This window comes from Radiobacillus sp. PE A8.2 (assembly GCF_045635475.1).
Taxonomy (GTDB): Bacteria; Bacillota; Bacilli; order Bacillales; family Amphibacillaceae; genus JBJGXI01.
Genome location: NZ_JBJGXI010000039.1, coordinates 26,152 through 52,262 on the forward strand (window position 1 = coordinate 26,152; position 26,111 = coordinate 52,262).

26 protein-coding genes and 12 tRNA genes are annotated in these 26,111 nt (G+C 38.8%); 33 read left to right on the forward strand and 5 right to left on the reverse strand.

What is annotated here, in order from left to right; genetic code table 11:
• The first annotated feature begins 178 nt into the window (after positions 1–178).
• Positions 179–880 (forward strand): alpha/beta hydrolase, encoded by a 702-nt coding sequence (locus tag ACI6MV_RS18245; RefSeq protein WP_407271769.1) that lies wholly within the window; start codon positions 179–181, stop codon positions 878–880.
• Between the two features lie 41 nt (positions 881–921).
• Here ACI6MV_RS18245 and ACI6MV_RS18250 read toward each other — a convergent pair whose 3' ends face one another.
• Both ACI6MV_RS18250 and ACI6MV_RS18255 read right to left on the reverse strand, forming a co-directional pair.
• The gene (locus tag ACI6MV_RS18250) at positions 922–1,794 is read right to left on the reverse strand and encodes a DegV family protein (RefSeq protein WP_407271770.1); all 873 of its coding nucleotides are present in this window, start codon (positions 1,792–1,794) and stop codon (positions 922–924) included.
• 67 nt (positions 1,795–1,861) lie between these two features.
• The gene (locus ACI6MV_RS18255) at positions 1,862–2,767 is read right to left on the reverse strand and encodes a DMT family transporter (protein WP_407271771.1); all 906 of its coding nucleotides are present in this window, start codon (positions 2,765–2,767) and stop codon (positions 1,862–1,864) included.
• Positions 2,768–3,085: 318 nt separating this feature from the next.
• Here ACI6MV_RS18255 and cshA point away from each other — a divergent pair, with 318 nt between their 5' ends.
• The gene (gene cshA, locus ACI6MV_RS18260; RefSeq protein WP_407271772.1) at positions 3,086–4,564 is read left to right on the forward strand and encodes a degradosome RNA helicase CshA; all 1,479 of its coding nucleotides are present in this window, start codon (positions 3,086–3,088) and stop codon (positions 4,562–4,564) included.
• A 516-nt stretch (positions 4,565–5,080) separates the two neighbouring features.
• Here cshA and ACI6MV_RS18265 read toward each other — a convergent pair.
• Positions 5,081–6,142, reverse strand: coding sequence for a YkvI family membrane protein (locus ACI6MV_RS18265; RefSeq protein ID WP_407271773.1), 1,062 nt, complete (start codon positions 6,140–6,142; stop codon positions 5,081–5,083).
• A 219-nt stretch (positions 6,143–6,361) separates the two neighbouring features.
• Here ACI6MV_RS18265 and ACI6MV_RS18270 point away from each other — a divergent pair, with 219 nt between their 5' ends.
• The 3 genes from ACI6MV_RS18270 to ACI6MV_RS18280 all read left to right on the forward strand — a co-directional run bounded on the left by ACI6MV_RS18270 (position 6,362) and on the right by ACI6MV_RS18280 (position 9,533).
• The gene (locus ACI6MV_RS18270; RefSeq protein WP_407271794.1) at positions 6,362–6,841 is read left to right on the forward strand and encodes a PH domain-containing protein; all 480 of its coding nucleotides are present in this window, start codon (positions 6,362–6,364) and stop codon (positions 6,839–6,841) included.
• Positions 6,834–8,288 (forward strand): PH domain-containing protein, encoded by a 1,455-nt coding sequence (locus tag ACI6MV_RS18275; RefSeq protein WP_407271774.1) that lies wholly within the window; start codon positions 6,834–6,836, stop codon positions 8,286–8,288. Before ACI6MV_RS18270 ends, ACI6MV_RS18275 begins: the two co-directional genes overlap by 8 nt.
• A 342-nt stretch (positions 8,289–8,630) precedes the next feature.
• Positions 8,631–9,533 carry an ROK family protein gene (locus ACI6MV_RS18280; RefSeq protein WP_407271775.1) on the forward strand — a complete coding sequence of 301 codons (903 nt, stop codon included), beginning with the start codon at positions 8,631–8,633 and terminating at the stop codon, positions 9,531–9,533.
• 79 nt (positions 9,534–9,612) lie between these two features.
• On the opposite strand, the gene ACI6MV_RS18285 is transcribed toward ACI6MV_RS18280, so the two are convergent.
• Positions 9,613–10,386 carry a rhomboid family intramembrane serine protease gene (locus ACI6MV_RS18285; RefSeq protein WP_407271776.1) on the reverse strand — a complete coding sequence of 258 codons (774 nt, stop codon included), beginning with the start codon at positions 10,384–10,386 and terminating at the stop codon, positions 9,613–9,615.
• A 140-nt stretch (positions 10,387–10,526) separates the two neighbouring features.
• On the opposite strand from ACI6MV_RS18285, the gene acpS reads away from it, so the two are divergent.
• The 15 genes from acpS to ACI6MV_RS18360 all read left to right on the forward strand — a co-directional run bounded on the left by acpS (position 10,527) and on the right by ACI6MV_RS18360 (position 23,463).
• Positions 10,527–10,889 carry a holo-ACP synthase gene (gene acpS, locus ACI6MV_RS18290; protein ID WP_407271795.1) on the forward strand — a complete coding sequence of 121 codons (363 nt, stop codon included), beginning with the start codon at positions 10,527–10,529 and terminating at the stop codon, positions 10,887–10,889.
• An 80-nt stretch (positions 10,890–10,969) separates the two neighbouring features.
• Complete coding sequence (locus ACI6MV_RS18295; protein WP_407271777.1) at positions 10,970–12,487, forward strand: NAD(P)H-hydrate dehydratase; 1,518 nt, start codon at positions 10,970–10,972, stop codon at positions 12,485–12,487.
• Positions 12,488–12,539: 52 nt separating this feature from the next.
• Positions 12,540–13,556, forward strand: coding sequence for a LolA family protein (locus ACI6MV_RS18300; RefSeq protein ID WP_407271778.1), 1,017 nt, complete (start codon positions 12,540–12,542; stop codon positions 13,554–13,556).
• Positions 13,557–13,716: 160 nt separating this feature from the next.
• Positions 13,717–14,838, forward strand: a complete 1,122-nt coding sequence (gene alr / locus ACI6MV_RS18305) for an alanine racemase (protein ID WP_407271779.1) — start codon at positions 13,717–13,719, stop codon at positions 14,836–14,838.
• 174 nt (positions 14,839–15,012) lie between these two features.
• A complete protein-coding gene (locus ACI6MV_RS18310; RefSeq protein WP_407271780.1) occupies positions 15,013–15,294 on the forward strand; it encodes an antitoxin in 282 nt (93 codons plus the stop codon).
• Positions 15,295–15,298: 4 nt separating this feature from the next.
• Positions 15,299–15,649 carry a type II toxin-antitoxin system PemK/MazF family toxin gene (locus ACI6MV_RS18315; protein WP_407271781.1) on the forward strand — a complete coding sequence of 117 codons (351 nt, stop codon included), beginning with the start codon at positions 15,299–15,301 and terminating at the stop codon, positions 15,647–15,649.
• Between the two features lie 463 nt (positions 15,650–16,112).
• Positions 16,113–16,982 (forward strand): RsbT co-antagonist protein RsbRA, encoded by an 870-nt coding sequence (locus tag ACI6MV_RS18320; protein ID WP_407271782.1) that lies wholly within the window; start codon positions 16,113–16,115, stop codon positions 16,980–16,982.
• A gap of 5 nt (positions 16,983–16,987) precedes the next feature.
• The gene (locus ACI6MV_RS18325) at positions 16,988–17,344 is read left to right on the forward strand and encodes an STAS domain-containing protein (protein ID WP_407271783.1); all 357 of its coding nucleotides are present in this window, start codon (positions 16,988–16,990) and stop codon (positions 17,342–17,344) included.
• A gap of 2 nt (positions 17,345–17,346) precedes the next feature.
• Positions 17,347–17,754, forward strand: coding sequence for an anti-sigma regulatory factor (locus ACI6MV_RS18330; protein WP_407271784.1), 408 nt, complete (start codon positions 17,347–17,349; stop codon positions 17,752–17,754).
• A 171-nt stretch (positions 17,755–17,925) separates the two neighbouring features.
• Positions 17,926–18,930, forward strand: a complete 1,005-nt coding sequence (locus tag ACI6MV_RS18335; protein WP_407271785.1) for a PP2C family protein-serine/threonine phosphatase — start codon at positions 17,926–17,928, stop codon at positions 18,928–18,930.
• 60 nt (positions 18,931–18,990) lie between these two features.
• Positions 18,991–19,320 carry an STAS domain-containing protein gene (locus ACI6MV_RS18340; protein WP_407271786.1) on the forward strand — a complete coding sequence of 110 codons (330 nt, stop codon included), beginning with the start codon at positions 18,991–18,993 and terminating at the stop codon, positions 19,318–19,320.
• Between the two features lies 1 nt (position 19,321).
• Complete coding sequence (gene rsbW / locus ACI6MV_RS18345) at positions 19,322–19,798, forward strand: anti-sigma B factor RsbW (RefSeq protein WP_407271787.1); 477 nt, start codon at positions 19,322–19,324, stop codon at positions 19,796–19,798.
• Positions 19,770–20,561 (forward strand): RNA polymerase sigma factor SigB, encoded by a 792-nt coding sequence (sigB, locus tag ACI6MV_RS18350; RefSeq protein ID WP_407271788.1) that lies wholly within the window; start codon positions 19,770–19,772, stop codon positions 20,559–20,561. The genes rsbW and sigB overlap by 29 nt, the downstream gene beginning before the upstream one ends.
• A complete protein-coding gene (locus ACI6MV_RS18355; protein ID WP_407271789.1) occupies positions 20,561–21,151 on the forward strand; it encodes a PP2C family serine/threonine-protein phosphatase in 591 nt (196 codons plus the stop codon). Before sigB ends, ACI6MV_RS18355 begins: the two co-directional genes overlap by 1 nt.
• Positions 21,152–21,297: 146 nt before the next feature.
• Positions 21,298–23,463, forward strand: coding sequence for a Tex family protein (locus tag ACI6MV_RS18360; protein ID WP_407271790.1), 2,166 nt, complete (start codon positions 21,298–21,300; stop codon positions 23,461–23,463).
• 166 nt (positions 23,464–23,629) lie between these two features.
• On the opposite strand, the gene cmpA is transcribed toward ACI6MV_RS18360, so the two are convergent.
• Positions 23,630–23,740 (reverse strand): cortex morphogenetic protein CmpA, encoded by a 111-nt coding sequence (cmpA, locus tag ACI6MV_RS18365; protein WP_407271791.1) that lies wholly within the window; start codon positions 23,738–23,740, stop codon positions 23,630–23,632.
• Positions 23,741–23,838: 98 nt separating this feature from the next.
• On the opposite strand from cmpA, the gene ACI6MV_RS18370 reads away from it, so the two are divergent.
• The 13 genes from ACI6MV_RS18370 (at position 23,839) to ACI6MV_RS18430 (ending at position 26,045) form a co-directional block, all read left to right on the forward strand.
• Positions 23,839–24,285, forward strand: coding sequence for a SprT family protein (locus ACI6MV_RS18370; protein ID WP_407271792.1), 447 nt, complete (start codon positions 23,839–23,841; stop codon positions 24,283–24,285).
• A 286-nt stretch (positions 24,286–24,571) separates the two neighbouring features.
• A tRNA-Asn gene (locus tag ACI6MV_RS18375) sits at positions 24,572–24,646 on the forward strand.
• A 2-nt stretch (positions 24,647–24,648) separates the two neighbouring features.
• Positions 24,649–24,739: transfer RNA gene (locus ACI6MV_RS18380), tRNA-Ser, on the forward strand.
• A gap of 10 nt (positions 24,740–24,749) precedes the next feature.
• Positions 24,750–24,821, forward strand: a tRNA-Glu gene (locus ACI6MV_RS18385).
• A 145-nt stretch (positions 24,822–24,966) separates the two neighbouring features.
• Positions 24,967–25,043: transfer RNA gene (locus ACI6MV_RS18390), tRNA-Asp, on the forward strand.
• 7 nt (positions 25,044–25,050) lie between these two features.
• Positions 25,051–25,125: transfer RNA gene (locus tag ACI6MV_RS18395), tRNA-Gln, on the forward strand.
• A gap of 48 nt (positions 25,126–25,173) precedes the next feature.
• Positions 25,174–25,246: transfer RNA gene (locus tag ACI6MV_RS18400), tRNA-Lys, on the forward strand.
• Between the two features lie 158 nt (positions 25,247–25,404).
• Positions 25,405–25,486 (forward strand) — tRNA-Leu (locus ACI6MV_RS18405).
• A 62-nt stretch (positions 25,487–25,548) separates the two neighbouring features.
• Positions 25,549–25,635, forward strand: a tRNA-Leu gene (locus ACI6MV_RS18410).
• A 69-nt stretch (positions 25,636–25,704) separates the two neighbouring features.
• Positions 25,705–25,781 (forward strand) — tRNA-Arg (locus tag ACI6MV_RS18415).
• A gap of 1 nt (position 25,782) precedes the next feature.
• Positions 25,783–25,859 (forward strand) — tRNA-Pro (locus ACI6MV_RS18420).
• Between the two features lie 28 nt (positions 25,860–25,887).
• Positions 25,888–25,961, forward strand: a tRNA-Gly gene (locus tag ACI6MV_RS18425).
• 7 nt (positions 25,962–25,968) lie between these two features.
• A tRNA-Ile gene (locus ACI6MV_RS18430) sits at positions 25,969–26,045 on the forward strand.
• Positions 26,046–26,111 lie beyond the last annotated feature (66 nt).

The window sequence follows — 26,111 nt, forward strand, 5'->3', positions numbered from 1 at the left end:
TTTGCTTGTTATGAAAATTAATCGATTCATAATACTGACCTTAACTATTCACACCAAAAAATAGTTGGGCAAAGTCGTCAGAGAATTATATGCATGCAAACTGCTTTGTAAACAATTATTAAATTGACGCAATTGGTAATGATAAGCTTGATAATGTATGAACGGAGGAGGGTAATTTATGATAGGTTGTCTTTGTCTACATGGATTTACTGGTGGGCCATATGAATTATCCCCTATGACTGATTATTTTAGAAAGAGAACGGATTGGCAAGTTGTAGCCCCTTCACTACCAGGTCATGGAAACGAACTTACTCTAGAAAGAACAACATATAAAAATTGGATAGAAGTCGCGGAGAATGCTTTGAAGAAATTAATAGAGCAATGCGATAAAATATATATCATTGGTTTTTCAATGGGTGGAATGATTGCGTCCTACCTGGCTGCTAGGTACAACGTTAATAAACTAGTACTTTTGTCAACAGCTAGAAAATATCTGAATGTTAGACAGCTAACTGTAGATATGCTTCGATTTGGTAAGGAAGCACTTGCTGGCGAGTTAGCAGAAGATAAGGTGTTTCAAAGGTATAATGCTAAAAAAGGAAAAATACCGATAAGGGCATTAGTGGAGTTCCAGCGATGTGTTCGATTCACAAAGCCTTTTTTGAAGCAGCTAGAATGTCCCGTACTTATCGCGCAAGGATTGCAAGACGGAATTGTGCCATATAAGTCTGCATATGCCTTGAAACAAGAGATACCAGTAGATTCAGAAGTAATCTTTTTTCATGATTCAAAGCATCACATTTGTTTTTCAGATGAGCGAGACGCGCTTATTCAATCTGTTTATTCCTTTTTAACACGTGATCAAGATATAGAAAAGTAAGTGGAAGTAAAACAGCTGAACCAATGGCTCAGCTGTTCATGTTAGTTAGAGTTCAATTTATCTTTGAAAAAAGCAATAACAAGGCCACCTTCACCAGCATGTGTGGAGATTGCAGGGCCCATTTCAGCTAAAGTAGTCTCCTTAAATGGATATACATTTTTAATTTCTTGCAATACGTGATTCGCCCAATCCTCTGCATTGCAGTGAGTCATGGCGAGCATTTTGTCTTCGACGTTCTTCGTGTACGATCCGATTTGGTCAATGAACCTACGAATTGATTTCTTTTCACCTCGGACTTTTTCGGTAACCTCAATTGTGCCTTCTTCGCTTGCACGCATCAATAACCTAATGTTAAGCGTTTTGACAATTGCTCCTTTAACCCGGTCAAGTCTGCCGCCACGTACTAGATTTTCTACCGTTTTTAAAACGAATAAGGTAATCGTACTTTCAACTTTTTCATACAGATGAGTAACTAACTCTTCATAATGATAGCCTTCGTTAGTTTTTTTAATTGCCTCGTCTAAAAGCAAAATCATCCCGCTAGATGCAGTTTTTGTATTAATAACTTCAATCTTTCTTTCAGGTTCTTCATCGAGAAGCATTTTTTTACCTAGTAGAGCGTGATTATAAGTGCTGCTAATCCCGTCTGAAATCGCCAACAAAATTATTGGAACTTCCGAGTCGATGCACTTAAATGCCTCATAAAATTCATTTGGACCTGGAGCAGACGAAAGTGGAAAGTCATCAGAGTCTTTAATTTTTTGGTTGAATGTCGCTGTATCAATAGTTACTCCGCTTTTATATTGCTCGTTACCGAAGTGGACGTACAGGGGAACAACTTCGATATCATAAGTCTCTTGCATTGTTTTTGGAATGTCCGCACTGCTATCGGTCATTAGTTTTATCTTCTTCATGATTTCTCCCCTTTTTTCTATAAAGTTTTCCTTATTATAACATGGGTGAAAGTTGTCCTAGTTAAATTCATTCCTTTTTAGAAAAGGTCATTTTTAGTTTTTTACTTGTACTAATTATAAATAGAACTAGGCCAAAGATAACAATCATTCCGCCAAGCCATTGTGTCCAGGTGATTTTTTCTCCTAGTATGTAATAAGCAAGGATAGAAGCCCCGATGGGTTCAAACAATATACTCATTGATATGACGGAAGTGCTAAGCCATCTTAAAGCCCAATTAAACAAAGTGTGCCCGAGAAATGTAGGGATAATAGCTAATGCTAAAAAGATCCACCAGTCTTGTGCAGGATATCCCGAGAAAGAATAACCAAGCACGAGGTTATAAATAAAGAGTGTAAACGTACTAATCCCATAAACGATAAATGTGTACGTCATTAAAGATAAACGTTTACGAGCATTCTGACCAAATAAGAAATAGGCAGTGATCATTATAGCACCTAACAGCGCGAGAATATCACCGAATAAAGCCATGCCACCAATCTGGAAATCACCCCAACCAATGATAATACTTCCGGTAATCGCAATAATCATACTTATAATTGCACCTGCAGCAAATCGTTCTCTGAAAAATATATAGGTGCCAATGAACCCAAAGATCGGTTGGAGTGTTACTAACACAACAGAACTGGCAACGGATGTATAATTTAAGGATTCAAACCAGAGAATAAAGTGGAAAGCTAGAAATATCCCTGCGAATATAGATAGAACCCAGTCATGTCTGGAAATAAGTTTGAACTCGCTACGGTATTTGATAAGAACAAAAGGGGCCATAATGGCGAAGGCAAAAAGCAACCGATAATTCGCAATAATAGATGCTGGAGTTGCATCAGCCAATTTGACCAGTACAGCAGCAGTTGAAACGGAAATTACTCCTACGATTAGGGCAATGGATGGATGGAAAGGCGGTCGATTCACGAGACGTCTCCTTCTTAGCAACAGTTTTTTTCTATTCTAACACTCAGATGTTTGAAAATCATTTCTAATACAGGTAGAATTAAACTAAAGAGTATGATATTATACAATAATCCATTGAACGCTTTGCTCGTAGGCCTCTTCCGTGTGTGGAGGAAGGCTTTTTTCACGTTAAAATGTAAGGTTTTTTAACATAAATTTAGGTTATCTTATATAGAGAGAGGCTTTAAAAAGACTGTGGTGGGGAATTGTGTATAAACACACTGTACTCTTTAACGTGCAACCGCGTATGAGAATTTTTTAAAGGAGTAGGTATAAAAAGTGACAACATTTAGTGAATTAGGTATTTCAAAACCGATTATGAAGGCCTTGGAAAACATGGGCTTTGAGGAAGCTACGCCAATACAGGAACAAACAATCCCTTTAGGGTTGGCTCAGAAAGACGTTATTGGTCAGGCGCAAACAGGTACAGGTAAAACAGCTGCCTTTGGTATTCCGATGATTGAAAAGATTGATAAGAACGTGAGGAAGGTCCAAGGACTTGTTGTAGCGCCTACAAGAGAACTGGCTATCCAAGTATCAGAAGAGATTCACCGTATTGGTAAATATACCGGTGTTAAAACATTACCAGTATATGGTGGTCAACATATGGAGCGACAAATTCGTGCGCTTAAAGATGGTCCTCATATTGTAGTGGCAACGCCAGGTAGATTACTGGATCATATTAGAAGAAAAACAATTAACATTAGTAACGTCCATACAGCGGTGCTAGACGAAGCAGACGAAATGCTTAACATGGGTTTTATCGAGGATATTCGTGATATCTTAAAATCGATTCCTGAGCAAAGACAAACATTATTGTTTTCAGCGACGATGCCTAAGGAAATTAGAGATATCGCAGCTACACTGATGAAGAACCCAGAAGAAGTAAAAATAAAATCAAAAGAATTAACGGTGACGAATATCGAGCAATTCTTCGTTGAAGTACATGAAAAGCAAAAATTTGATACGTTAACGAATTTGTTAGACATTCATGCACCAGAGCTTGCGATTATTTTTGGTCGTACGAAAAAACGTGTAGATGAAGTGACAGAAGGTCTTCATGCTCGCGGATTTAAAGCAGAAGGAATTCACGGTGATCTAACACAAGGTAAGCGTATGTCAGTGCTTAATAAATTTAAAAGCGGACGTATTGAAATTTTGGTCGCTACCGATGTAGCTGCACGTGGGTTGGACATTTCTGGCGTGACACACGTATACAATTTCGATATTCCACAAGATCCTGAAAGCTATGTACACCGTATTGGTCGTACAGGTAGAGCTGGTAAACTGGGCGAAGCAATCTCATTCATAACGCCAAGAGAACTGCCTCACCTTAACTTAATTGAAAAAGTAACAAAAGGTAAAATTAAACGACTGCAGGCACCGTCTATGGACGAGGCTAAACGTGGACAACAGCAACTGACGGTAGAAAAACTTGTAGCTGCGATTGAAAAGAATGATCTAAAAGACTATCGTGAAACAGCTGCAGAATTGTTAGATCAACATGATTCTGTTACCATCGTTTCAGCTGCGTTAAAAATGTTAACGAAAGAACGACGCAATGCACCTGTAACACTTTCTTCCGTTCAGCCTGTGAGTGTAAAATCGGGATATAAGGGTAAAGATAAAGGCGGCGGCAAGTTCAGAAACGATAAGCGCAATTTCTCCCGTGGTGGTAAAGGTAAACCGTCACGCAACCGTAAATTTCAAAATAAGCGCGGATCAAATCAGTCGAGCAACAGACAACAAAACATCTAAATAATTTAAGGAAAGGTGTCACATTGTTGTGGCACTTTTTTTGTTGTTTATAAAGGCTGTTTGCTGTTGTTATTGTGGCGGATAATAGCTAAACGCCGTCGTAGTGTAAAACAGGCGCTGTGGAAAAATACGCCCTTTCCGGCGGGGAACGCTCTACTCCTCCTCAATCGCAAAGAGCGCTCTCTGCGGGGTCTTCAGACTGTTCCTTTCCCGCTGGAGTGGCGTATTTTTCCACAGCTTTGGATAGTTTTCTATAACACACGTTTTATGAAGCGTAGTCCCTACACTTTGACTCCTGCGGGACTAGTGGCATAAGTGAGACCCCGCAGCGCGATAGCGCGAGGAGGCTCACTAGCCCCCCGCGGAAAGCAAAGTGTAGGGACGGAGCGGTGCACATCTAAGATCGTGAGCACCTACCTACTACGACGCATTTTACTTCAATTATGAAGTTTGAAAAGTAACTCGTAATGAGCATTAATAAAAAGGGATCCACCTAGGTGGATCCCTTTTCCATGTCTAAGTTAGTGATTCACGCTTAAAAACCCAAGCATAAATAATGCCGATAAGGAGTAGCATGCCCCCATAACCTACCGCTGGATATAAATACTCTACCATCGCAGAGAAACCGATTTGACTGACGGCAAAAGCGAGCAATGTCGAAATGATAACGACTGTCTTTTTCTTCTTTATAAAGTTCAGTCTTGAACCGAATCCGAAAAGATTACCAACTGCAGTTGTATAGACTTCTGCAAATAAGACAACAGCAAAAATCAGTTGGATAACCGGAGAGATTTGTTCAGCGATCGTAATCATTGGAACCTCTACCTGTGAAGATTCAATAATACTCGTTAAGATACTAAAATTAATTGCTAGTACACCAATGCCGAGCCCTAATCCTCCTAACAAAGCACCCCAAAATAAGGAGCGATGACTTTTTGCTTGTGCACCTAAAGGGCCGAGAATTGCGATCGCGATAACAAGGTTATAGGAAGCGTAGTTTATTGCAGATATAAACCAGTTAGGTGCAGCACCTTCTAGTTCATTGGCAATTTGGATTTCTTCTTGTGTTATCGGGTTACCAATTAAGCTATATATCGTTATAAATAATACGGATGCAAGCAATACAGGAACCACGTAACTAATCGCATTAATAACACCTGATATGCCTGTTAACACGGTGAGTAAAGTAATAACTGCCATCACAATCGTTCCAAATAGGGGAGGTATCCCAAACTGTTGTTCAGTTATTGCGCCAGCACCGGCAATCATTGCGGCTAAGGCACCGAACAGAAAAACAGTGATAATGATATCAATGATCGTTCCAATAATTTTCCCGTTTGTGAAATGAACGATTTGTACATGTGATTGTGCTTGAAGTTTACTTCCCAACAACAAGATCGAATAGCCAAAAAAGAAAAAAAGGATTGTAGCCAATACAATTCCCCAAATGCCACCGATTCCAAAAGTAGTGAAAAACTGAAATACTTCCTGACCTGATGCAAACCCTGCTCCAACAATCGTACCAATGTATGTTGCCGCTATTTTAAATGTATTCACCCCTTTGACAGGTGTACGCATTTAATACCCTCCTTTTATTGGTATGATTGCCACCTAAGATGTATTTATGTATCGGAAAGATTCTATTGGTCATAAAGTAAATTTTTGTAATAAATGTTGGGTTTGTCATACGTCTATTTCACTAACCATGTTATAGTAAAATTATTGAATCGATTTATTGGTAAAAGTGTATAATTACAAAGTGATTTTTAACCAAAAACAAAAAGGTTGGTGTTTATTCTGAGACAAGCGCCAGAAAATTTTATTGAAAAAGATGCAATTAAAGCATGGAGAATCACGGCACTTATTCCATTTAGTATCATATGGATTGTTTTTATCGTACTTACAGTTCTGGCAGCTAAATTTTCATTTTCGCTCTGGATTGTATTAGTTGCATGGGCTGTGTTAGCAATTGTTACTTACTTTTGCATTATTTTAATTCCTGCAGTTCGATGGAAAAGGTGGAGATACCAAGTATTTGATCAAGAAATCTATATTCAGCATGGTATTATCATCGTGACACGAACAATCGTCCCAATGATTCGTGTACAGCATGTCGATACACAACAGGGACCGATATTGAAACGCTTTGACCTAGCTACAGTTACGATATCTACTGCAGCTACCACGCATGAAATTCCTGCAGTAAATGAGGGGCAAGCATCTCACTTACGTGACCGTATTTCAGAGTTGGCAAGGGTGGATGAAGATGATGTCTGAACCAAAAAGAATGCACCCAGGTGCAATGATTTTGAGCTTCTTCAAAGTTATTAGGGAAATTATCATACCGGCAGGTGTTGGATTTTTTGCTAGTTTTAATAATGTGGATTTTTTTGGTGTGTGGTTCCAGGTTTTATATATCGCAGTAATTGCTATTGGAACAATCCTATTTAGTTTCTTAACATGGTATCGCTTTACATACAAAATAGACGATGATCAAATTAAAATTGAATCAGGAATCATCATTCGAAAAGAGCGCTTTATTTCTAAAAATCGGATCCAATCGATTGATTTAACTGAGGGAATCGTCCACCGTATATTCGGATTGGTGAAAGTGGAAGTTCAAACCGCTGGTAGTAGCACTTCTGCTGAAGCAGGTTTAAAAGCAGTTAAAAGAGCAGAAGGCGAAGCGATTAGAGAACAGCTGAAAAATAAAAGTAAAATAGATGAAGTAGAGAATGAATTAGAAGAACCAAGCGAAATAAACGATGAACATGTCGAGCAAGGGCCTGTTAGAAAGCTCTCCTTTATATACCTATTTATTGCCGCAACTACTTCTGGTGGGATTGGTGTGTTTTTGTCCTTGTTTGCATTATTCGGTTCGCAAATCACACAATTTATACCGGAAGAATTTGTTGAGGGTGTTTACGATTGGGCGATTCATTTAAGTATTATTATCATTGTCGTATTAGCAATTTTAATAGCAATTGTATTATGGCTCATGGCGATCGCGGGAACTTTTTTAAAATACAGTTTCTTTACTATCAAGAGAAATAATGATGAATTGTTTATTGCTAGAGGTCTGTTAGAAAGAAAACAACTGACCATTCCTTTAAAGAGAATTCAAGCTGTGCGCATCGAAGAAAATCCATTAAGACAACCATTTGGTTTTGCTACTATCGCAGTTGAAATTGCTGGTGGGTCTTCAGAGCAAGGGGAAGGATTTTCTACCGTGTTGTTTCCGTTAATAAAGAAAACGGAAATCGAGGCGTTTTTATCTGATTTTCTTCCTAGCTTTGAACTTACAAAAAAGTGGAAGCCACTTCCGACCCGGTCAATGAGAAGATATTTAATCCGAGCTGTCGCACCTGTGCTTATTGTTCTCACGCCAGTTAGTTATTTCTTCTTTAGTTATGCGTGGATTGCACTAATCTTTATTTTAGCTGCAGGTCTTCTAGGATGGCATCGTTATCGAGATGCGGGGTATACGGTTACAAATAATCAGTTAGCAATCAGAACACGAACCATTAGTCGGGTATCTGTGTTTGCAAATAGAAAAAGAGTGCAAGCATTCGCAACCTCTGCCCATTGGTTTCAAGCGAGGAAGCAATTATGTACGCTCGCTTTTTCTGTTGCCTCGCACAGTTCTGGGAAAAAGTTTAAAATCAAGGATATCGACCAGACTGATGCAGATACAATTGCAAATTGGTATTCGTTCGAAAAATGATTTTGAATTTGCAAGTGCGATGATAAAAAATATGGCCATACCATCGTGTTTTTTGCGGTTGTATGGCCATATTTGAGCAAGTTTATAAAAAAATATTATAAAGTGTAACGGTTCACAAGAAGAATAATGTATAATAAAGTAAATGACTGAACAATCTCAGGATCATCTTAAACGGATGAATGAAAAGTCTATAAATCGGATTGTTAATTTATTATCTGTCAATTCCATAATACTAAATAGCTATGCAAGGTAATTATGAAATTGACTATTCTAATTTTCAACTTGTAAGCGTTTAATAATCAACTTGGAATAGCATAAGTTTTTGTACTGGAGGTAGAATTGATGAAGAAATATATAGCTTTTGATGTTGGTGGAACGAATGTGAAGCATGGGTTGCTCGATGAACAAGGGGCGATTCTCACAAAAGATAAGTATCCGACACAAAGAGAACATTTGGATAAGTTCCTAATTGATATGGTCGCTGTTATTCGAAGTTATCAGGAAAGTAACGACGATGTGGAAGGTATCGCGATTAGTTTACCCGGAGCTATCAATACAGAAACCGGTTTCGCTTATTTTGGAGGGGCGATAACTGCTTTAGATCGTCAGAATATAACGCAGTTACTTGCAGTACACACATCACTACCAATAGAGGTTGAAAATGATGGAAATTGTGTTGCTTTAGCAGAAAAGTTTAACGGAAATGCAACAGAATGTAGCAATTTCATTTGTTTTACTATTGGAACGGGCATTGGCGGAGGAATTTATGTAAATAACCAAATTGTTCACGGGCATAACTTTAGAGGTGGAGAATTTGGGTTCATGGTCACGCGGGGAAGTGAAGAAGATCGCCAGTCTATGCATGACAATGCTGCTACCGGTAGCCTTATCAAAATATATAAAGCATTTAAAGGTATTCCCGAATCGGAGCGAGTTGAAGGTATCGTGATTTTTGAAGAAGCGGAAACGAATGAACAGGTCAAAGAAATTGTTGAAACTTGGCTGCAAAGTATCAGTTTTGGAATTTATAATTTGGCAGTAGCATTAAATCCAGAGAAAATACTCATCGGTGGAGCAGTTAGTAGTAGAGATGATTTATTAGAGGGCATAAATAAATATCTAGTAAAGTTACCTCAATGGCATTTATTGAAAGTTCCGTTAGAGACATGCAAGCATCATAATGATGCAGGTTTGTTAGGTGCGTTTAACAACTTTTTGACGAAAAGCAATAAAATTTCACAATAAAAAAACATCCCCAGATAATTATTTTTTCTGGGGATGCTGATTTTTAAATTTTCTTTCACGCGCTCATTAAGCTTTTTATTTAAAAGAAGCTTTGAAGCAATCTGCCAAATATGCCGATTAGCACAAGTCCCCCAATAATAATCCAAAGGACAGGTTTACCCCAGCTGTTCATCCTTCTTTTTTTCTGCCAGCGATTCGGGTTAAAGTTTACTGATCCCTCGCGTGGTGCTCTTCGGTTACGCCATGGTGAAAATGCTTTGGACCCGATAAGCATGATTGGTCCAAGTACTAAGCCTGCAATAAAGCCAAACAAATGACCTTCCACATGGATTCCTGGCTGAAGAAATGTCATAATTAAACCTATAACAATAATTACTGTCACGATTTGAGCATTTGCTTTGTCAATTAAATCTTTACGCATAAATACCATGTAAGCATAAACACCAAATAATCCGTATACAGCACCAGATGCACCGTAATGCGCTTGTATGGAAAGCGGGTCTAAAAAGAAGGGAACTAGGTTGCCTACTATGCCTGTTAATAAATACGTTAAAATAAATTTGAATTTACCTAGCATTTGTTCTAATGCTGGCCCGAATAATACGAGTGAAAAAGAATTAAATAAAACATGCATAACACCATATGGATCGTGAATGAATATCGGTGTGACTATGCGCCAATACTGACCTGCTGACACTGCATAATTTACTCCTGTTCCTAACTGGAGAATTTCATTACCAAATGGTAATCCGAGAAATGTAATTAACCATATAACTAATTGTAATGCAATAATCGACGTTACTATTGGATAGAATCGAATAAATTCACGGAAGCTTTCGGTTCGAATAAACATAGTTGAGCTCCTTTATCAAAAAATTTTACATATATATCATACTGCACGAAGTTAGCAATGCACAAACATTTACAACAATGAAATTAACGCAGTTTCGCTATAATCTAATACATAATGTAATTAAAGAGGGTAGGATGAATGTGATTAAAGGAATTGGTATTGATATTATAGAGTTAGATAGAGTGAAAAATAGTTTGGAGCGAAATAATCGTCTAGTTGAAAGAGTTCTGACCGAAAAGGAAATTGTTGAATTCAATCAGATTTCATCAGAAACTAGAAAGATTGAATTTTTTGCTGGTAGGTTTTCCGTAAAAGAAGCTTATGCAAAGGCTAACGGAACTGGAATTGGAAAATTAAGTTTTAAGGATATCGAAGTAAGCAAAAATCAGCTGGGTGCACCTCAGATAACTGTTAGAAATCAAGGGGACGAGCGCATTTTTGTATCTATATCACATAGTAATAATTATGTGGTAACGCAAGTGATTATAGAAGATTTTCGATAGAAATATAGTAGCTTGTCAGGCTAGTCTGCATAATCATATTGTTTGTCTCATATATTTTAGTGCGGGTAGGAGGGAATAAAGTGCACATCGTTATCGCAAAAGAAATGTACGAAATAGACCGTTTTGCAATCGAAGAAGTTAAGATGGATGGAAAGCTGCTAATGGAGAACGCAGGGAGGGCAATTGCCGGCCGTATCGCATCCATGATCGACAATAGCCAAGTAGTTCTTGTCCTAGTTGGAAGTGGGAATAATGGCGGGGATGGTTTCGTTATTGCAAGAACACTTCTGAAGTATGGGTATACAGTAACTGTATTACAACTAGTAGTGGACGAGAAAATTACGGGTGATGCTGGTTACCACAAGCAACTTTTTGTGCGATCAGGTGGACGTATTGATGCATTGAGGTCAGCTGATGTAATCGGTGAATTACTGAAACAGGCAGATGTAATCGTTGATGCTATGTTAGGGATCGGTATTAAAGGTCCATTAAGACCACCGTTCGATTCCGTTGTCAAAGCAATCAATACTTCCAATCTGTATACCATATCAGTAGATATACCTAGCGGTGTACCTGCAGATGAAGTGTCAGCTGCTTTTATTGGTACGAAGGCTGATTACACGTTTGTTTTAGAAGCACCTAAGATGAGTGCCTTCTTGCAAGCTACTGCTGCTTACTATGGGAAGTGGGAAGTTGTTGATATAGGATTGCCCATCCAAGCCTTTGATAGCTACCAAAAACGTCAAGTGTGGGGACAAGAAGAATTTTTATCAACCCTTCCACAAAGAGAGCAATTTTCTTATAAGGGTAGTCACGGTAAAGGGCTTGTTATAGGTGGATCGATGCGTATGCCTGGTTCTGTAGCATTAACTACTATGGCTGCACTGCGGGCAGGAGCTGGTCTTATCACAGTTGGTACGGTTGCAGAAACGATTCCTACCATTGCTTCACAATGTGCGGAAGCAATGTATCTACCGTTAACTGGCCGGAATGGAGAAATTATAGACGGTAGCATCCAAACTTCGGCATATGATGCAATTGTAATCGGTATGGGAATGGGCAGAGAAAAAGCTACTGGACAATTTGTGCGAAAGCTCGTTTCTGAAGCGCAAATACCTGTAATTATCGATGCTGATGGTATCTTTCATATCAAACAGGAGATGCAGGTATTGTCTAATAGGAAAAGTGCAACTGTGTTAACCCCGCACGTGGGTGAAATGTCATTGTTAACAGGTATTCCAGTTTCTGATATATTAGCAAAGCCTTTTACAATCTCCAAAAACTTTGCCAGCACCTACCAAGTTTATCTTGTCTTAAAGGGCCCATTTACAATTATCACGGATCCCTGGGGAAGACAAACGGTTTCAACTAGCGGTAACCCTGGTTTAGCAAAAGGGGGAAGTGGAGACGTGCTTTCTGGAATTCTTCTTGCAATGATCATGCAGGATGAGTCATTGTCCATCGCCTTATCCAATGGATGTTACCTTCACGGAGACGCTGCTGATCGAACTGTTTCCACTAAGCATTCGGAGCAAGATCTAGTAGCGACAGATGTTATTGAAGGCTTAGCTTCTGTCTTTCGTACATTTCATAAATAAAAGGTGTGCCTGTTCCCTTTGTCCTTTGAATCGAGACAAAGGAGTTGTGAGCATGTTGAAGAAATTAAGCATAGGGATAATGGTAACCCTATTAATTTTAGTATTAGCTGCGTGTGGTCAAAAATCGAAAGAAGATGTTGTCAATAAATTAGAGCAGACGCTGGAGGATATGAGCGGTTATCAAGCACAAGCAAGCATGAGTTTGAAAACTGGAGAAGAAAGTCAAAAATACAATATCGATATTGCACATAAGAAAAAAGATTATTATCGTGTAATGTTAAAAAATGATCAAGATAAAGAGGGTAGTCAGATTATTCTTAAGAACGATGATGGTGTGTTTGTATTAACGCCTGCTTTAAATAAGAGCTTTAAATTCCAAAGCGATTGGCCTAATAATAGCAGTCAACCATACTTGTATCAATCGCTTGTGAAAGACGTATTGAGTGATGCAGAAGCTACTTTCAAAGCTACCGAAAATCATTTTGTATTCGAAACTAAGACAAATTATCAAAACAACAACAATTTACCATACCAAGAAATTTATTTTAATAAGAAAACATTTACACCAGTCATGGTGAAAGTGTTAGATAAAGATAAAAATATACTTGTTGAAGTGGAGTTCTCCTCCTTTGAGTTAAATCCGGAGCTAGCGGAAGACACATTTGAGATTGAAAAAAATATGACTAGCAGTCTACTTGGTGTTCCGGCTATGGCAGAAGCTACGGATGTTGAGTTTGAGATTCTCTATCCGGCCACTAATCTAGGGGCGGAGTTAGCAGAATCTAAAGAAGTAGAGACAACAAATGGGAAGCGCGTTATTTTAACTTATGAAGGTGCTAAGAACTTCACCTTAGTACAAGAACAAGTGACTGCTTATCCGGCAAGTACAACATCTCCAGAGATGATCGAAGGTGAGCCAGTGAGTTTAGGTTTTACAATGGCGGCATTATCTAGCAACTCATTAGAATGGAACCATAACGGGGTTAATTACTATTTAGCAACGGAGGAATTAACAAGAGAAGAAATGATTGAAGTTGCAACTTCTATCTCTCAAACAGCAGTCAAATAATTATTGTTGCAAGCAGGCTCGAGCAGTAGGGTCTGCTTTTATTTTTTTGTTTTCCATTAACAATCCCTTCCATCACTTTCCGCTAACAATTACCGTTTGACATCTATCCGCTCAGAGTAAATAATGATAAAAACAGATTTTCCTTTTAGGAGAGGTCGAAGTGACAGAGAAAACATTTTATCGAGATTCCTGGGCAAATATTCATTTGAATCATATAGCGTTTAATATACAGCAACTAAAGCAACGCCTCTCCCCCGATACGAATATATATGCTGTGGTTAAGGCGAATGCCTATGGCCATGGCGACATTGAGGTTGCGAAGACAGCCTTAGAAGCTGGTGCTCCCCGCTTAGCAGTCGCTATTCTTGATGAGGCAATTCGGTTAAGAGATGCAGGCATTACTGTTCCTATTCTGGTGATGGGCTGGATCCGACCTGAAGATGTTTGGATTGCAGCTGAGCGTGATATAACCGTTACGTTTTTCCAAAAGCAGTGGCTAGAACAAGTGAAGAAAATGGATTTTTCAAAACCACTCACACTGCATATGAAGTGGGATACAGGAATGGGTCGAATCGGCATTCGTGAGGAAGCAGAATTAATAGAAGTACTGCATAACTTAAATGATGATCGGTTTAAGCTTGAAGGTATTTTCACCCACTTTGCGACAGCGGATGAAGCAGAAATAGCTTACTACAAGGAACAGCAAACCCGGTTTAATCAGTTATTTGCTTGCTTTCAAGCACACTGGACTAAACCTGTTATTCTTCATACCGGTAATAGTGCAGCGAGTATGCGGTTTCCGGAAGAAATGAAACACTTTGTGAGATTTGGTATTTCTATGTACGGTTTATACCCTTCAAAAGTAGCAAAAGCTGAAGAACCGATTAAATTAAAACCTGCGATGTCACTACACAGTAGACTAATACACGTTAAAAAGGTGCCGGCTCAAACGGCTATCAGTTATGGAGCAACCTATAAGACTGATAAAGAAGAATGGATAGGTACCGTACCGCTTGGGTATGCCGATGGGATCATCCGAAAACTGCAAGGGATGGACGTATTAGTGAATGGCCAAAGAATGCCGATTGTCGGGAGAGTTTGCATGGACCAATTTATGGTAAAACTAGATCAGTCCTATCCGATAGGCACGTTAGTTACTATAATTGGCAGTCAATCAGGAAACGCGATTGAGATGGATGAAATAGCTGATTATCTAGATACAATTTCGTATGAAGTTGCTTGCACAATTAGCGCAAGGGTCCCAAGATTATACCGAGAATAGCAGGGTTTTCTGATTTTTACAACCATGTTTGGCATGAAAAACCTATTTTTGGTATACAATGAGGAAGAATAAATTTACATCTAAAAATTTGTATATTGGCTTTGCAAAGCCTAATAGACAATGATATGATTATAAATGGACAATAGATCGGGCTTGTAGATTTGGTGGAGGTGTATGGTTGTGTCAGAGAGCTTGCAAGAAGTTATTGTAAAGTTGCCAAAAAACCTACTAAATGAGGTGAACGGTTTGATGAAACATGAAAACAGTGATCTGAGCGACTTTATTTGTCAAGCAACAAAATCGTATTTGCGTGATAAAAAAAAGCGTCACATTCGTGAATCCATGCAAAGAGGCTATATGGAAATGGCAAAAATAAATCTCAACATTGCTTCAGAGGCTTTCCAGGCTGAAGAGGAGGCGGAACACACCCTAGAGCGATTAGTGAGTGGGGTGTAATAATTTGATTGTAAAACGAGGCGAGGTTTATTTCGCCGATCTTTCCCCTGTCGTTGGATCGGAGCAGGGGGGCGTTCGTCCAGTATTGGTTTTGCAAAATGATATTGGTAATCGGTTTAGTCCAACAGTTATTGTTGCAGCGATTACCGCTCAGATTCAAAAGGCCAAATTACCTACCCATGTAGAAATAGATGCCAAAAAGTATGGTTTTGAGCGTGACTCTGTTATTTTATTGGAGCAAATTCGAACAATTGATAAGCAACGTTTAACTGATAAGATTACTCAATTAGATCAAGAGATGATGGAAAATATCAATAGTGCTTTGGAAATCAGTCTTGGTTTAACGGATTTTTAACTAAATTTCCTATATTATAAGGTTGTTTCTGGTGCCCTTGTCATTAAATAGACAAGGGTTTTTTAGTTTTTGCTTTTTCTTTTTCCGTAGATTACGTGTTTTAGCTAAACTCCGTCGTAGTGTAAAACAGGCGCTGTGGAAAAATACGCCCTTCCCTGCGGGGAACGCTCTACTCCTCCTCAATCGCAAAGTGCGCTCTCTGCGGGGGCTTCAGACTGTTCCTTTCCCACTGGAGTGGCGTATTTTTCCACAGCTTAGGGTAGTTTTCTGTTACACAGCTTTTATGAAGTGTAGGGACGGAGCGGTGCACATCTAAGTTCGTGAGCACCTACTACTACGTCGCATTTTACTTCTATTGTGACTCATAAATTTCCGTCACTTCAGTGACAAAATTCCTGATTATTTGCACGATTTAAGGAAACGTGTAAAAATAGGTTTATGATAATTTCATAGGGGGAGAGAAATGGACAAGAAGTTGAAGAAAATAGTGATTGAGAATAGTGATGAAATTATAAAAAACTGGCTAGAAAAGGTATCAAAAAATCGCCAGAATAAGTATACATCTTCCATTAGTGATGAAGTTTTTGAAAATACGAGCCGTGAATTTGTTAATGTTATTTTCACTATGGTTGAAAAAGAAGGAAGTATGGTCGAGTTAGATGATTTTTCTGAAAGCTTAATCAATATGGGGTGGCCACTAAGTTATATTACTGACGGAATTCAAGTGTTCCGCAGAGTGACGATCGATTTTATCGTAAATCAATTTCAGCAAGTAGACACTGAACGTGTAACCAACATACTTGATATGGTTGATGAATGGATCGATCCAATTATTAACCAGTTAGTAAGTGAATATTCCGGTAGCTGGGAGCAAGTTGTTTCTTTGCAACGGGTCGCTTTACAAGAATTATCTGCGCCACTAATACCAGTAATGGAGAACATCACAATCATGCCGTTGATCGGAACGATTGATACGGAACGGGCAAAATTGATTATGGAAAATTTATTAGATGGTGTGATTAAGCATAATGCAGAAGTTGTGTTAATCGACATTACTGGTGTACCTGTCGTGGATACGATGGTGGCTCACCATATTATACAGGCAGCTGAAGCTGTAAGATTAATTGGTTCTACGTGTATCTTAGTAGGAATCCGTCCAGAAATTGCACAGACGATCGTTAATTTGGGGATTGATTTAAGTAAATTCCCAACGAAAAGTTCCTTACGTAAGGGATTCCAAACGGCATTAGAATTAACTAATCGCAAAATTCTTACACCTAATGATACAGAGCAGAGCATTGAGAAAATGTTACATTCTTTGGATAGGGAGTGAAACTGATGAGGATACCAATTTTAAAGCTACACAACTACCTTCTTATATCTATCCAAATAGAGTTGGATGACAAATCTGCTATCCAGTTCCAAGAGGATTTACTAAACAAAATACATCAGAGCGGTGCAACCGGGGTTGTTATTGATCTCACATCGGTCGACATTATTGATTCTTTTATCGCAAAAGTATTAGGTGATGTCGTTTCTATGTCAGATTTAATGGGGGCAAAAGTTGTATTAACAGGTATTCAACCAGCAGTTGCAATAACGTTAATGGATTTAGGGATTCATTTGCGAGATGTTCCAACTGCACTTAACTTGGAACAAGGCTTAATTCGATTGCAACAGGAATTGGAGGAATGAGCGTGAAAAAGGACATCCATTCCTGTATTAGTATTAAAAAAGAATTGGACATTGTTGGTGCAAGACAAATTGGCAGGGACCATGCGAAACGGCTCGGATTTGGAACGGTAGATCAGGCGCGGATTGCAACAGCAATTTCTGAACTTGCAAGAAACATTTATTTGTACGCAAAAGTAGGAGAAATTTGTTATGAAATTATTGATGAAAAAAGCAACACAGGTCTTCGTGTTATTGCTACTGATAATGGACCAGGGATTCGGAGTATTAGCCAAGTGATGGAAGATGGTTATTCCACATCTGGTGGTTTGGGTGCGGGTCTGCCTGGTGTGAAACGACTAATGGATCAATTTGATATTGTTTCTGAAGTAGGAAAAGGTACTGAAATTCGGACGATCAAATGGTTACGTTAATAGAGTAATAAGTAATTAACTAACGTTTTCGTCATTATTAAATTCCTCGTGTAGTAGTTAATATTGTTACCATTTACAAAAAAATATATCGTAGTAAGATCCAAGTATAACGGCAGCGACTGCATTTGGTGTGGCAGATTGCTGTCATTCTTTTGGAGGGGGAAACACCCTGTGGCTATTATAAATCTCGACAATTATTTGCAGTTATTAAAACAGTATGTAGATACACAAGATGAAAAAGTATTATATCAAGCGGAACAGTTTAGTAAACATTCAATGCAGCATAATATTTCTCCAGAAGAAATCATCGACGTACACATAAAAGCATTGAAGCAACTATATCCTCAACTTCCAAAGGAGATTGATTATTCACTAGATTTTCTATTGGAGGCTATGATTTCTTATGGACTTGCATATCAAGAGTTTACATCACTAAGGGAGAGCCAATCGGAAATCAAATCAGAAATTTCTGTTGCTGCAGATATGCAACAAACCCTTTTGTCTACTGTAAAGCCCGCAATAAAAGGGCTGGAAATAGGTGCAATTAGTGTACCTGCTAACCAAATGAATGGGGATTACTATCATTTTGTTGAAGGTACCGAGGGTGTGTTAGGTGTTGCTATAGCCGATGTAATTGGAAAAGGTATTCCTGCAGCATTATCGATGTCAATGATCAAGTATTCGATGGATAGTTATCCGGAAGATCAGCGCATCCCAAGCATCATCTTAGAAAATTTAAACCGTGTTGTAGAGAGAAATGTAGACCCAAGCATGTTTATTACTATGTTTTACGCATTGTATAATCCGAATACCGAAAGGCTAATATATGCATCAGCAGGACATGAGCCTGGCTTTTATTACAATGCAGCAGAGAACCAATTTGAAGAAATTAAAGCGAAGGGTATTGTATTAGGAGTTTCCAAGGACGCAAAATATGAACAATATGAGCGAGTTGTTGAAGCGGGCGATGTTATTATTTTGCTTACAGACGGCGTAACGGAATGCAGAATTGGTGATCGGTTTATTGAACGAGAAGAAGTTTTGGAAGTGATTGAACAATATATCCATTTACCGGCACAGCAAGCGGTAAAACAAGTATTTAAGCACTTTGAAAGGCTACAGGATTTCCAGTTGAGAGACGATTTTACATTGATTATGCTTCGTAGAGATGTTTAGAAGTTAACATAATCGGGTAAAAACTATTAGACGCAAAAAAGATGGGGGTAAGGACGGCAAATGAATTTAAATATAAATGTTGTAGAACAGGAAAACACTGCTGTCGTACATTTGGCTGGAGAAATAGATGCCTATACGGCTCCGGAATTGAAGGAGACCCTGTTATTGATAACGAAGAAAAGAATACCGTTGATAGAAGTGGATATGGAGCAAGTATCCTATTTAGATAGTACTGGCCTAGGGGTAATAATTAGTGCCCTCAAGGCAACGAAAGAATATGATGGAGAAATAAAATTAACAAACTTACAAAGTAAGGTGATGCGATTGTTTGAAATTACTAGTTTAGACAGCGTCATAACAATTGAATCAAAAGTACGAGGTGGCAATTAAAATGAGACCTTTCGATTTTGTTGAATTAAAAGTCCCGGCTAAGCCGGAATACGTTGGAGTTGTGCGGTTAAGTGTCTCAGGAATAGCAAACCGAATGGGTTTTGATTATGACGATATTGAGGACCTTAAGGTAGCTATATCAGAGGCAATGACCAATGCTGTCACGCACGCATACAAAGCTGATGAAGATGGGGAAGTGACAATTGGATTCGGCGTATATCCAGATCGATTGGAGGTAATGGTTGCTGATCGAGGTGGTAGCTTTGATCTAGAAGAAATCAAGGACGGAATTGGTCCATATCACCAATCAGAGTCTATTGAGAAATTAAGAGAAGGTGGTTTCGGTCTATTTCTAATTGACGCGCTCATGGATAAAGTGGAAATTAAAAATGATTATGGGGTTATCGTATTAATGACAAAGTTTGTACATGAGAATGAGGTGGGATTCGATGACAACCAAATCTCAACCACACAATAGGCGTGAGGATGAGGTTTACCAATGGATACAATATCTGCAGGAAAATCCTCAAGATAAAGAAGTACAAGAAAAAATAGTACTAGCCTACCGAGATCTCGTTGAGTCAATTGCTAGAAAATACTCGAAAAACAGTATGATTCACGAAGATCTATCGCAAGTGGGTATGCTTGGATTATTAGCTGCGATGAGAAGGTATGATCCTACTTTTGGTAAGTCATTTGAATCGTTTGCAATCCCAACAATCATTGGTGAAATCAAGCGATTTATCCGAGATAAGACATGGAGTGTTCATGTCCCGAGAAGGATTAAAGAATTAGGTCCTAAGATCAAGCGAGCGATTGAAGAATTAACGACTCAACAGCAAAAATCCCCATCAGTAGCAGATATTGCTGCACATCTTGAAGTCTCGGAGGAAGAAGTGCTCGAGACAATGGAAATGGGCAAGAGCTATAAAGCCTTATCTGTAGATCGAAAAATAGAGGCTGATTCTGATGGAAGTACCGTTTCTATTTTAGATCTTATCGGTAATCCAGATGGAGGATTTGAGAATACAGATCAACGGATGTTGCTTGAGAAGATATTACCGATTTTAAATGAACGAGAACAAGAAATTTTGAAATATACGTATTTTGATAACAAGAGCCAAAAGGAAACTGGTGAGCTCCTAGGCATTTCTCAGATGCATGTATCGCGATTGCAAAGACGGGCATTAAGAAAACTAAGAGAAGCATTGCAATCAGAAAACGCGGAGGGTAGTTTGTAATGTCATTAGGTAAGCATATGGACGTTTCTGTCTATCAGAAAGCTAAAAAAGGAAACTATTATTGTGGTGATAGTTACTTTTATAACGAAACTGAAACAGAGTTTGTGTGTGCTTTAGCGGATGGGTTAGGTAGTGGAGAATTTGCTAAAGAATCGTCGGATATTGTTATGCAAATTATTAAGGATCATAGTGAGGTTAGCGTTAATGAATTGGTGAGAATATGCAATAAACAACTAATTGGTAAGCGTGGCGTTGTACTTGGATTGCTTAAAATAAATTTCGAAGAAGAATTATATACATTTTCTTCTATAGGGAATATTGGGATTATGACAATTTCAAGTAAATGTGAAAAGAAACGTAATATTCCAAATGCAGGTTACCTTGGTGGCTTTCACAAGGATTTTAAAGTAGTCGGTGCAAAATTGGATCCTAATATGACGTTTGTAATGTTTTCCGATGGTGTAGAACCAAAACAGCTATCTGCTAAATATTTTTTAGAACACAATGTTTCTACTATTACCGAAGCTTTTTCTAACGGAGAAATGACGTACGATGATGATACGACATTAATTGTAATGAAATACACGTAAAAATACTTTTTTGCTCTTATCTAAGATGGATAGGAGTTTTTTATTGTCTTCTAACTTTTTACTTTGAAACGTATGTGCAGCGATATATTATTAGGAATGTCTATCTCTGTTTGGTAAAATAGAGTGTGTTATAAGGAGGAAGAAAATTGAGCGAAATTCAAAACCAAGAGCTAATACAGTGGGTTGCAAGTCAAACAAGTGTAGCCATCAATAGCGTAAAGCAAGTGATCACCTTGTTAGAGAAAGGAAATACCGTCCCTTTTATAGCGCGATATCGTAAGGAACAGACAGGTGGTCTTGATGAAGTACAAATTAAAACAATCGAAGACAAGTTCAACTACGCCCTTCATTTAGCGGAGCGGAAAGAGGAAGTAATTCGATTAATTGAAGAGCAAGGAAAATTAACACCTGAATTAAAGCAAGACATAGAGAAAGCGACACAATTACAAAAAGTAGAAGACTTATACCGTCCTTATAAACAAAAACGGAGGACGAAAGCAACTGTTGCCAAGGAAAAAGGGCTAGAACCTTTAGCGGAAATGATCTGGATGCAAGAGATTCAAGATGTAAACAAAGAAGCGGAAGCATTCCTGTCAGAGGAATTTGAACTAGCAACTATTGAAGATGTTATTGCCGGTGCAAATGATATTATTGCAGAATGGATTTCTGATGATCCAAAATTTCGTGATTACATAAGAGAAAAAACATTTAAGGCAGCAACGATTCAATCGGAAGTAAAGGATAAAGAAAAGGACGAAAAAGGTGTCTTTGAAATGTACTATAGTTACGAAGAACCGGTTCGTTCTATAGTAGCTCACCGTGTTTTAGCACTCAATCGTGGCGAGAAAGAAGGTATTATCAAGGTGGCCGTGCTACCGCCAACGGAAGAACTTACTGGATATTTAACAAAACAGGTGATCCGTGCTAATGCATCACAGCAGGTAAGGGCTTTGTTACAAGCGGCGATTGATGACAGTTATAAACGATTAATCCAGCCTTCGATTGAAAGAGAAATTAGAAATAGACTATCAGAAACGGCAGAAACACAAGCAATCCAAGTGTTTTCCACTAACTTAAAAAACCTGTTGTTACAACCGCCGTTAAAAGGTAAGACAGTTTTAGGATTAGACCCAGCTTACCGTACAGGCTGTAAGCTAGCGGTTATTGATGAAACAGGCAAAGTGCATGCAATAAATGTTATATACCCAACCCCTCCCAAAAGTGACAAAAAGGGAGCAGAAGCAGTTTTGTTGCAATATATGAAGGATTATCCAATTGAATTAATAGCAATTGGGAACGGGACAGCATCTAGAGAATCGGAGCAATTCATTGCAGATATGATTCACGAGCATAATTTAAATGTTGCTTATATCATCGTTAATGAAGCTGGTGCAAGTGTATATTCGGCGTCACCATTAGCGAGAGAAGAATTCCCGGATTTCCAAGTTGAGCAAAGAAGTGCTGTCTCTATCGCAAGACGTGTCCAAGACCCGCTTGCTGAGCTAGTGAAAATTGATCCGAAATCTATAGGTGTTGGTCAATACCAGCATGATGTGACTCAAAAAAGTTTAAGTGAATCATTAACATTCGTTGTAGAAACAGCCGTTAACCAAGTAGGTGTAAATGTTAATACCGCATCATCATCCCTACTTCAATACGTTTCAGGCCTTAGCAAAACGGTTGCTAATAATATTGTAAAACAAAGAGACGAACTAGGGAAATTCATTAATAGAAGCCAGTTGAAGAAGATACCACGTCTAGGAAGTAAGACTTATGAGCAAAGTGTTGGTTTCTTAAGAGTGCTTGATGGGAAAGAACCACTTGATCGTACACCTATTCACCCGGAAAGTTATGAACCGACCAAAGCATTGTTAGCAATGCTTGACTGCTCAACTGATGACTTAGGGACGGATAAGTTGCAGCAAAAATTAAAAACAATCGACCTAAAACAGACTGCTCTGCAATTAGAAATTGGGGAGCCGACGTTAGACGATATTATGAAGGCGCTCATTAGTCCGGAAAGAGATCCCCGGGATGATTTGCCAAAACCATTATTAAAACAAAACGTACTTACCATGGAAGATTTAAAAGCAGGCATGGAACTTCAGGGAACAGTGCGAAATGTAGTTGATTTTGGTGTGTTCGTAGATATTGGGGTAAAACAAGATGGGTTAGTTCATATATCAAAAATGTCCAATTCATTTGTAAAACACCCTATGGACGTTGCATCAGTAGGTGACATAGTAACGGTGTGGGTAGAAAATGTAGATGTAGACAAGCAACGCATCGCTTTATCCATGATTCAAGCCTAATAACAGAAGAATACCGGCGAGATCCCCCGGTATTCTTCTGTTTTAAATTATCGTAGTCAATATCATATACTTAGTTTTAACCATTTTCATCCACATACAGTTGGATTAAATAACCCCAAGCTATATGTGGATGAAAACAGCTGTGTATGATCATTATGAAAGTGACTCAACTAATTTTATTCCGATAAAAAAACCAACATTGATTCAGAACTTTTATTTGGTATAGATCCTTTGCAAGGTAGGCTTCTGTCATTTGCTTTTTAAACCAATTAGGCATCTGTGTCCGTCCTCCTCGACAAATTATCAAAGAACTAAGTAGCTGCCACAATTAAAGTTATTATATGATATGCACATAAGGAGAAAGGTGTGATTAAAATGCCTAAAATGACACAAACTCAACTGGAGGAATTAGTTAACGATATATCAATTTCATATTTCTCGAAGCCCTTCACAGATGACGTTAGTTTTAATAGTCGTCTAAGAACTACAGGTGGAAGGTATATTCCATCTAAAAGAAAGATTGAATTGAACCCAAAATATTTAGATGAATTGGAGGAAGAGTTTCATGGTATTATAAAACACGAGTTATGTCATTATCATCTACATATTGAGGGGAAAGGCTACCAACATCGTGATCCAGAGTTCAGAGCGTTATTAAAACAAACAAATTCACCTCGGCACTGCCAACCGTTACCGTCAATGAATAGAAAAGTAAAATACGTATACCACTGTACAGCGTGTGGACAGGTTTACCATCGAATGAGATCTATGAAAACAAGTAAGTATCGGTGCGGGAAATGTGGAGGGAAGATATCTGGTTAAATTCGGTAACGTTTATCCCATTGACGAACATGCATATTCCGTGTTAAATTATATAAGCCCTTGAGAAATAAAAGGCAAAATACACTTGACCAACACACAGGTGTAGCAGTAAACTGTTAAATAGAAAATAACGTCGAAATGTGTGCTAAAACATCATTTATAACTTTTTCAAAAAAACGTTTGACAAGTATTAATAAATGTTATATTATATTCTACGTCGCTGTTAATTGTTATTAGGCTTTTGGACAAGTGCTAAAAGCACAACAGTAACTACAATAAATATTATTCCACAGTAGCTCAGTGGTAGAGCAATCGGCTGTTAACCGATCGGTCGTAGGTTCGAGTCCTACCTGTGGAGCCAATGGAGAAGTACTCAAGTGGCTGAAGAGGCGCCCCTGCTAAGGGTGTAGGTCGTGTAAGCGGCGCGAGGGTTCAAATCCCTCCTTCTCCGCCATTCTTTTCATGGCCCGTTGGTCAAGTGGTTAAGACACCGCCCTTTCACGGCGGTATCACGGGTTCGAATCCCGTACGGGTCACTTTCTTTGCTTTTTTAAATGAATATCTTAGCTTAATGAAGGTAAGAACATAGTTGAGTGAAAGAAATTCGCTTCACAATATAATGAGAAATATTTTCGCTTTACGAAAAAAATGAAAGATATTTTTGTTTCACAAAAAATCTCTGGTCCGGTAGTTCAGTTGGTTAGAATGCCTGCCTGTCACGCAGGAGGTCGCGGGTTCGAGTCCCGTCCGGACCGCCATATTTGTTGGGCTATCGCCAAGCGGTAAGGCAACGGCTTTTGGTGCCGTCATTCCTAGGTTCGAATCCTAGTAGCCCAGCCATTTTTTTTGCTTTAAAATAGCTTCTAGAAAACTTCATTATATTATTATGAGCCATTAGCTCAGCCGGTAGAGCATCTGACTTTTAATCAGAGGGTCGGAGGTTCGAATCCTCCATGGCTCATCAAAGAAGCTATGGCTGTTATTCATCTGCAATTCCCCTTCCTTTTTAAGGTTATGGGATCATAGGTTAACCTACGGCATTCGAATCCTCCATAGATTACATTTACGCATGGACAGTTGAATGACGATATGATAACCGATAATTGTGAAATATCTTTAGCGGGTGTGGCGGAATTGGCAGACGCGCTAGACTTAGGATCTAGTGTCTTATGACGTGGGGGTTCAAGTCCCTCCACCCGCATCAAAGTTCTTTTGCTGAGCATCGCGAAGTGAAAAAACTTTCTATTGCTTTAAGGTAATAATGCGGTCGTGGCGGAATGGCAGACGCGCTAGGTTGAGGGCCTAGTGGGAGGTAATCCCGTGGAGGTTCAAGTCCTCTCGACCGCACCAAAAAAGATTGAAAAATACGTTGACATAAATGACGGTAATGTGATATATTAAAATATGTCGCTTCGCTGAGCGCCCGTAGCTCAATTGGATAGAGCGTTTGACTACGGATCAAGAGGTTAGGGGTTCGACTCCTCTCGGGCGCGCCATCGGGAAGTAGCTCAGCTTGGTAGAGCACTTGGTTTGGGACCAAGGGGTCGCAGGTTCGAATCCTGTCTTCCCGACCATCGATCATTTTATTAAATAATAGATAATGCGGGTGTAGTTTAGTGGTAAAACCTCAGCCTTCCAAGCTGATGTCGAGGGTTCGATTCCCTTCACCCGCTCCATTTTAAGGGGCCTGTAGCTCAGCTGGTTAGAGCGCACGCCTGATAAGCGTGAGGTCGGTGGTTCGAGTCCACTCAGGCCCACCATTTGATCCTTGAAAACTGAACAGAACAATCAAGTGTGTTATGAAAATGATTTGCAAGTTTTCTTGT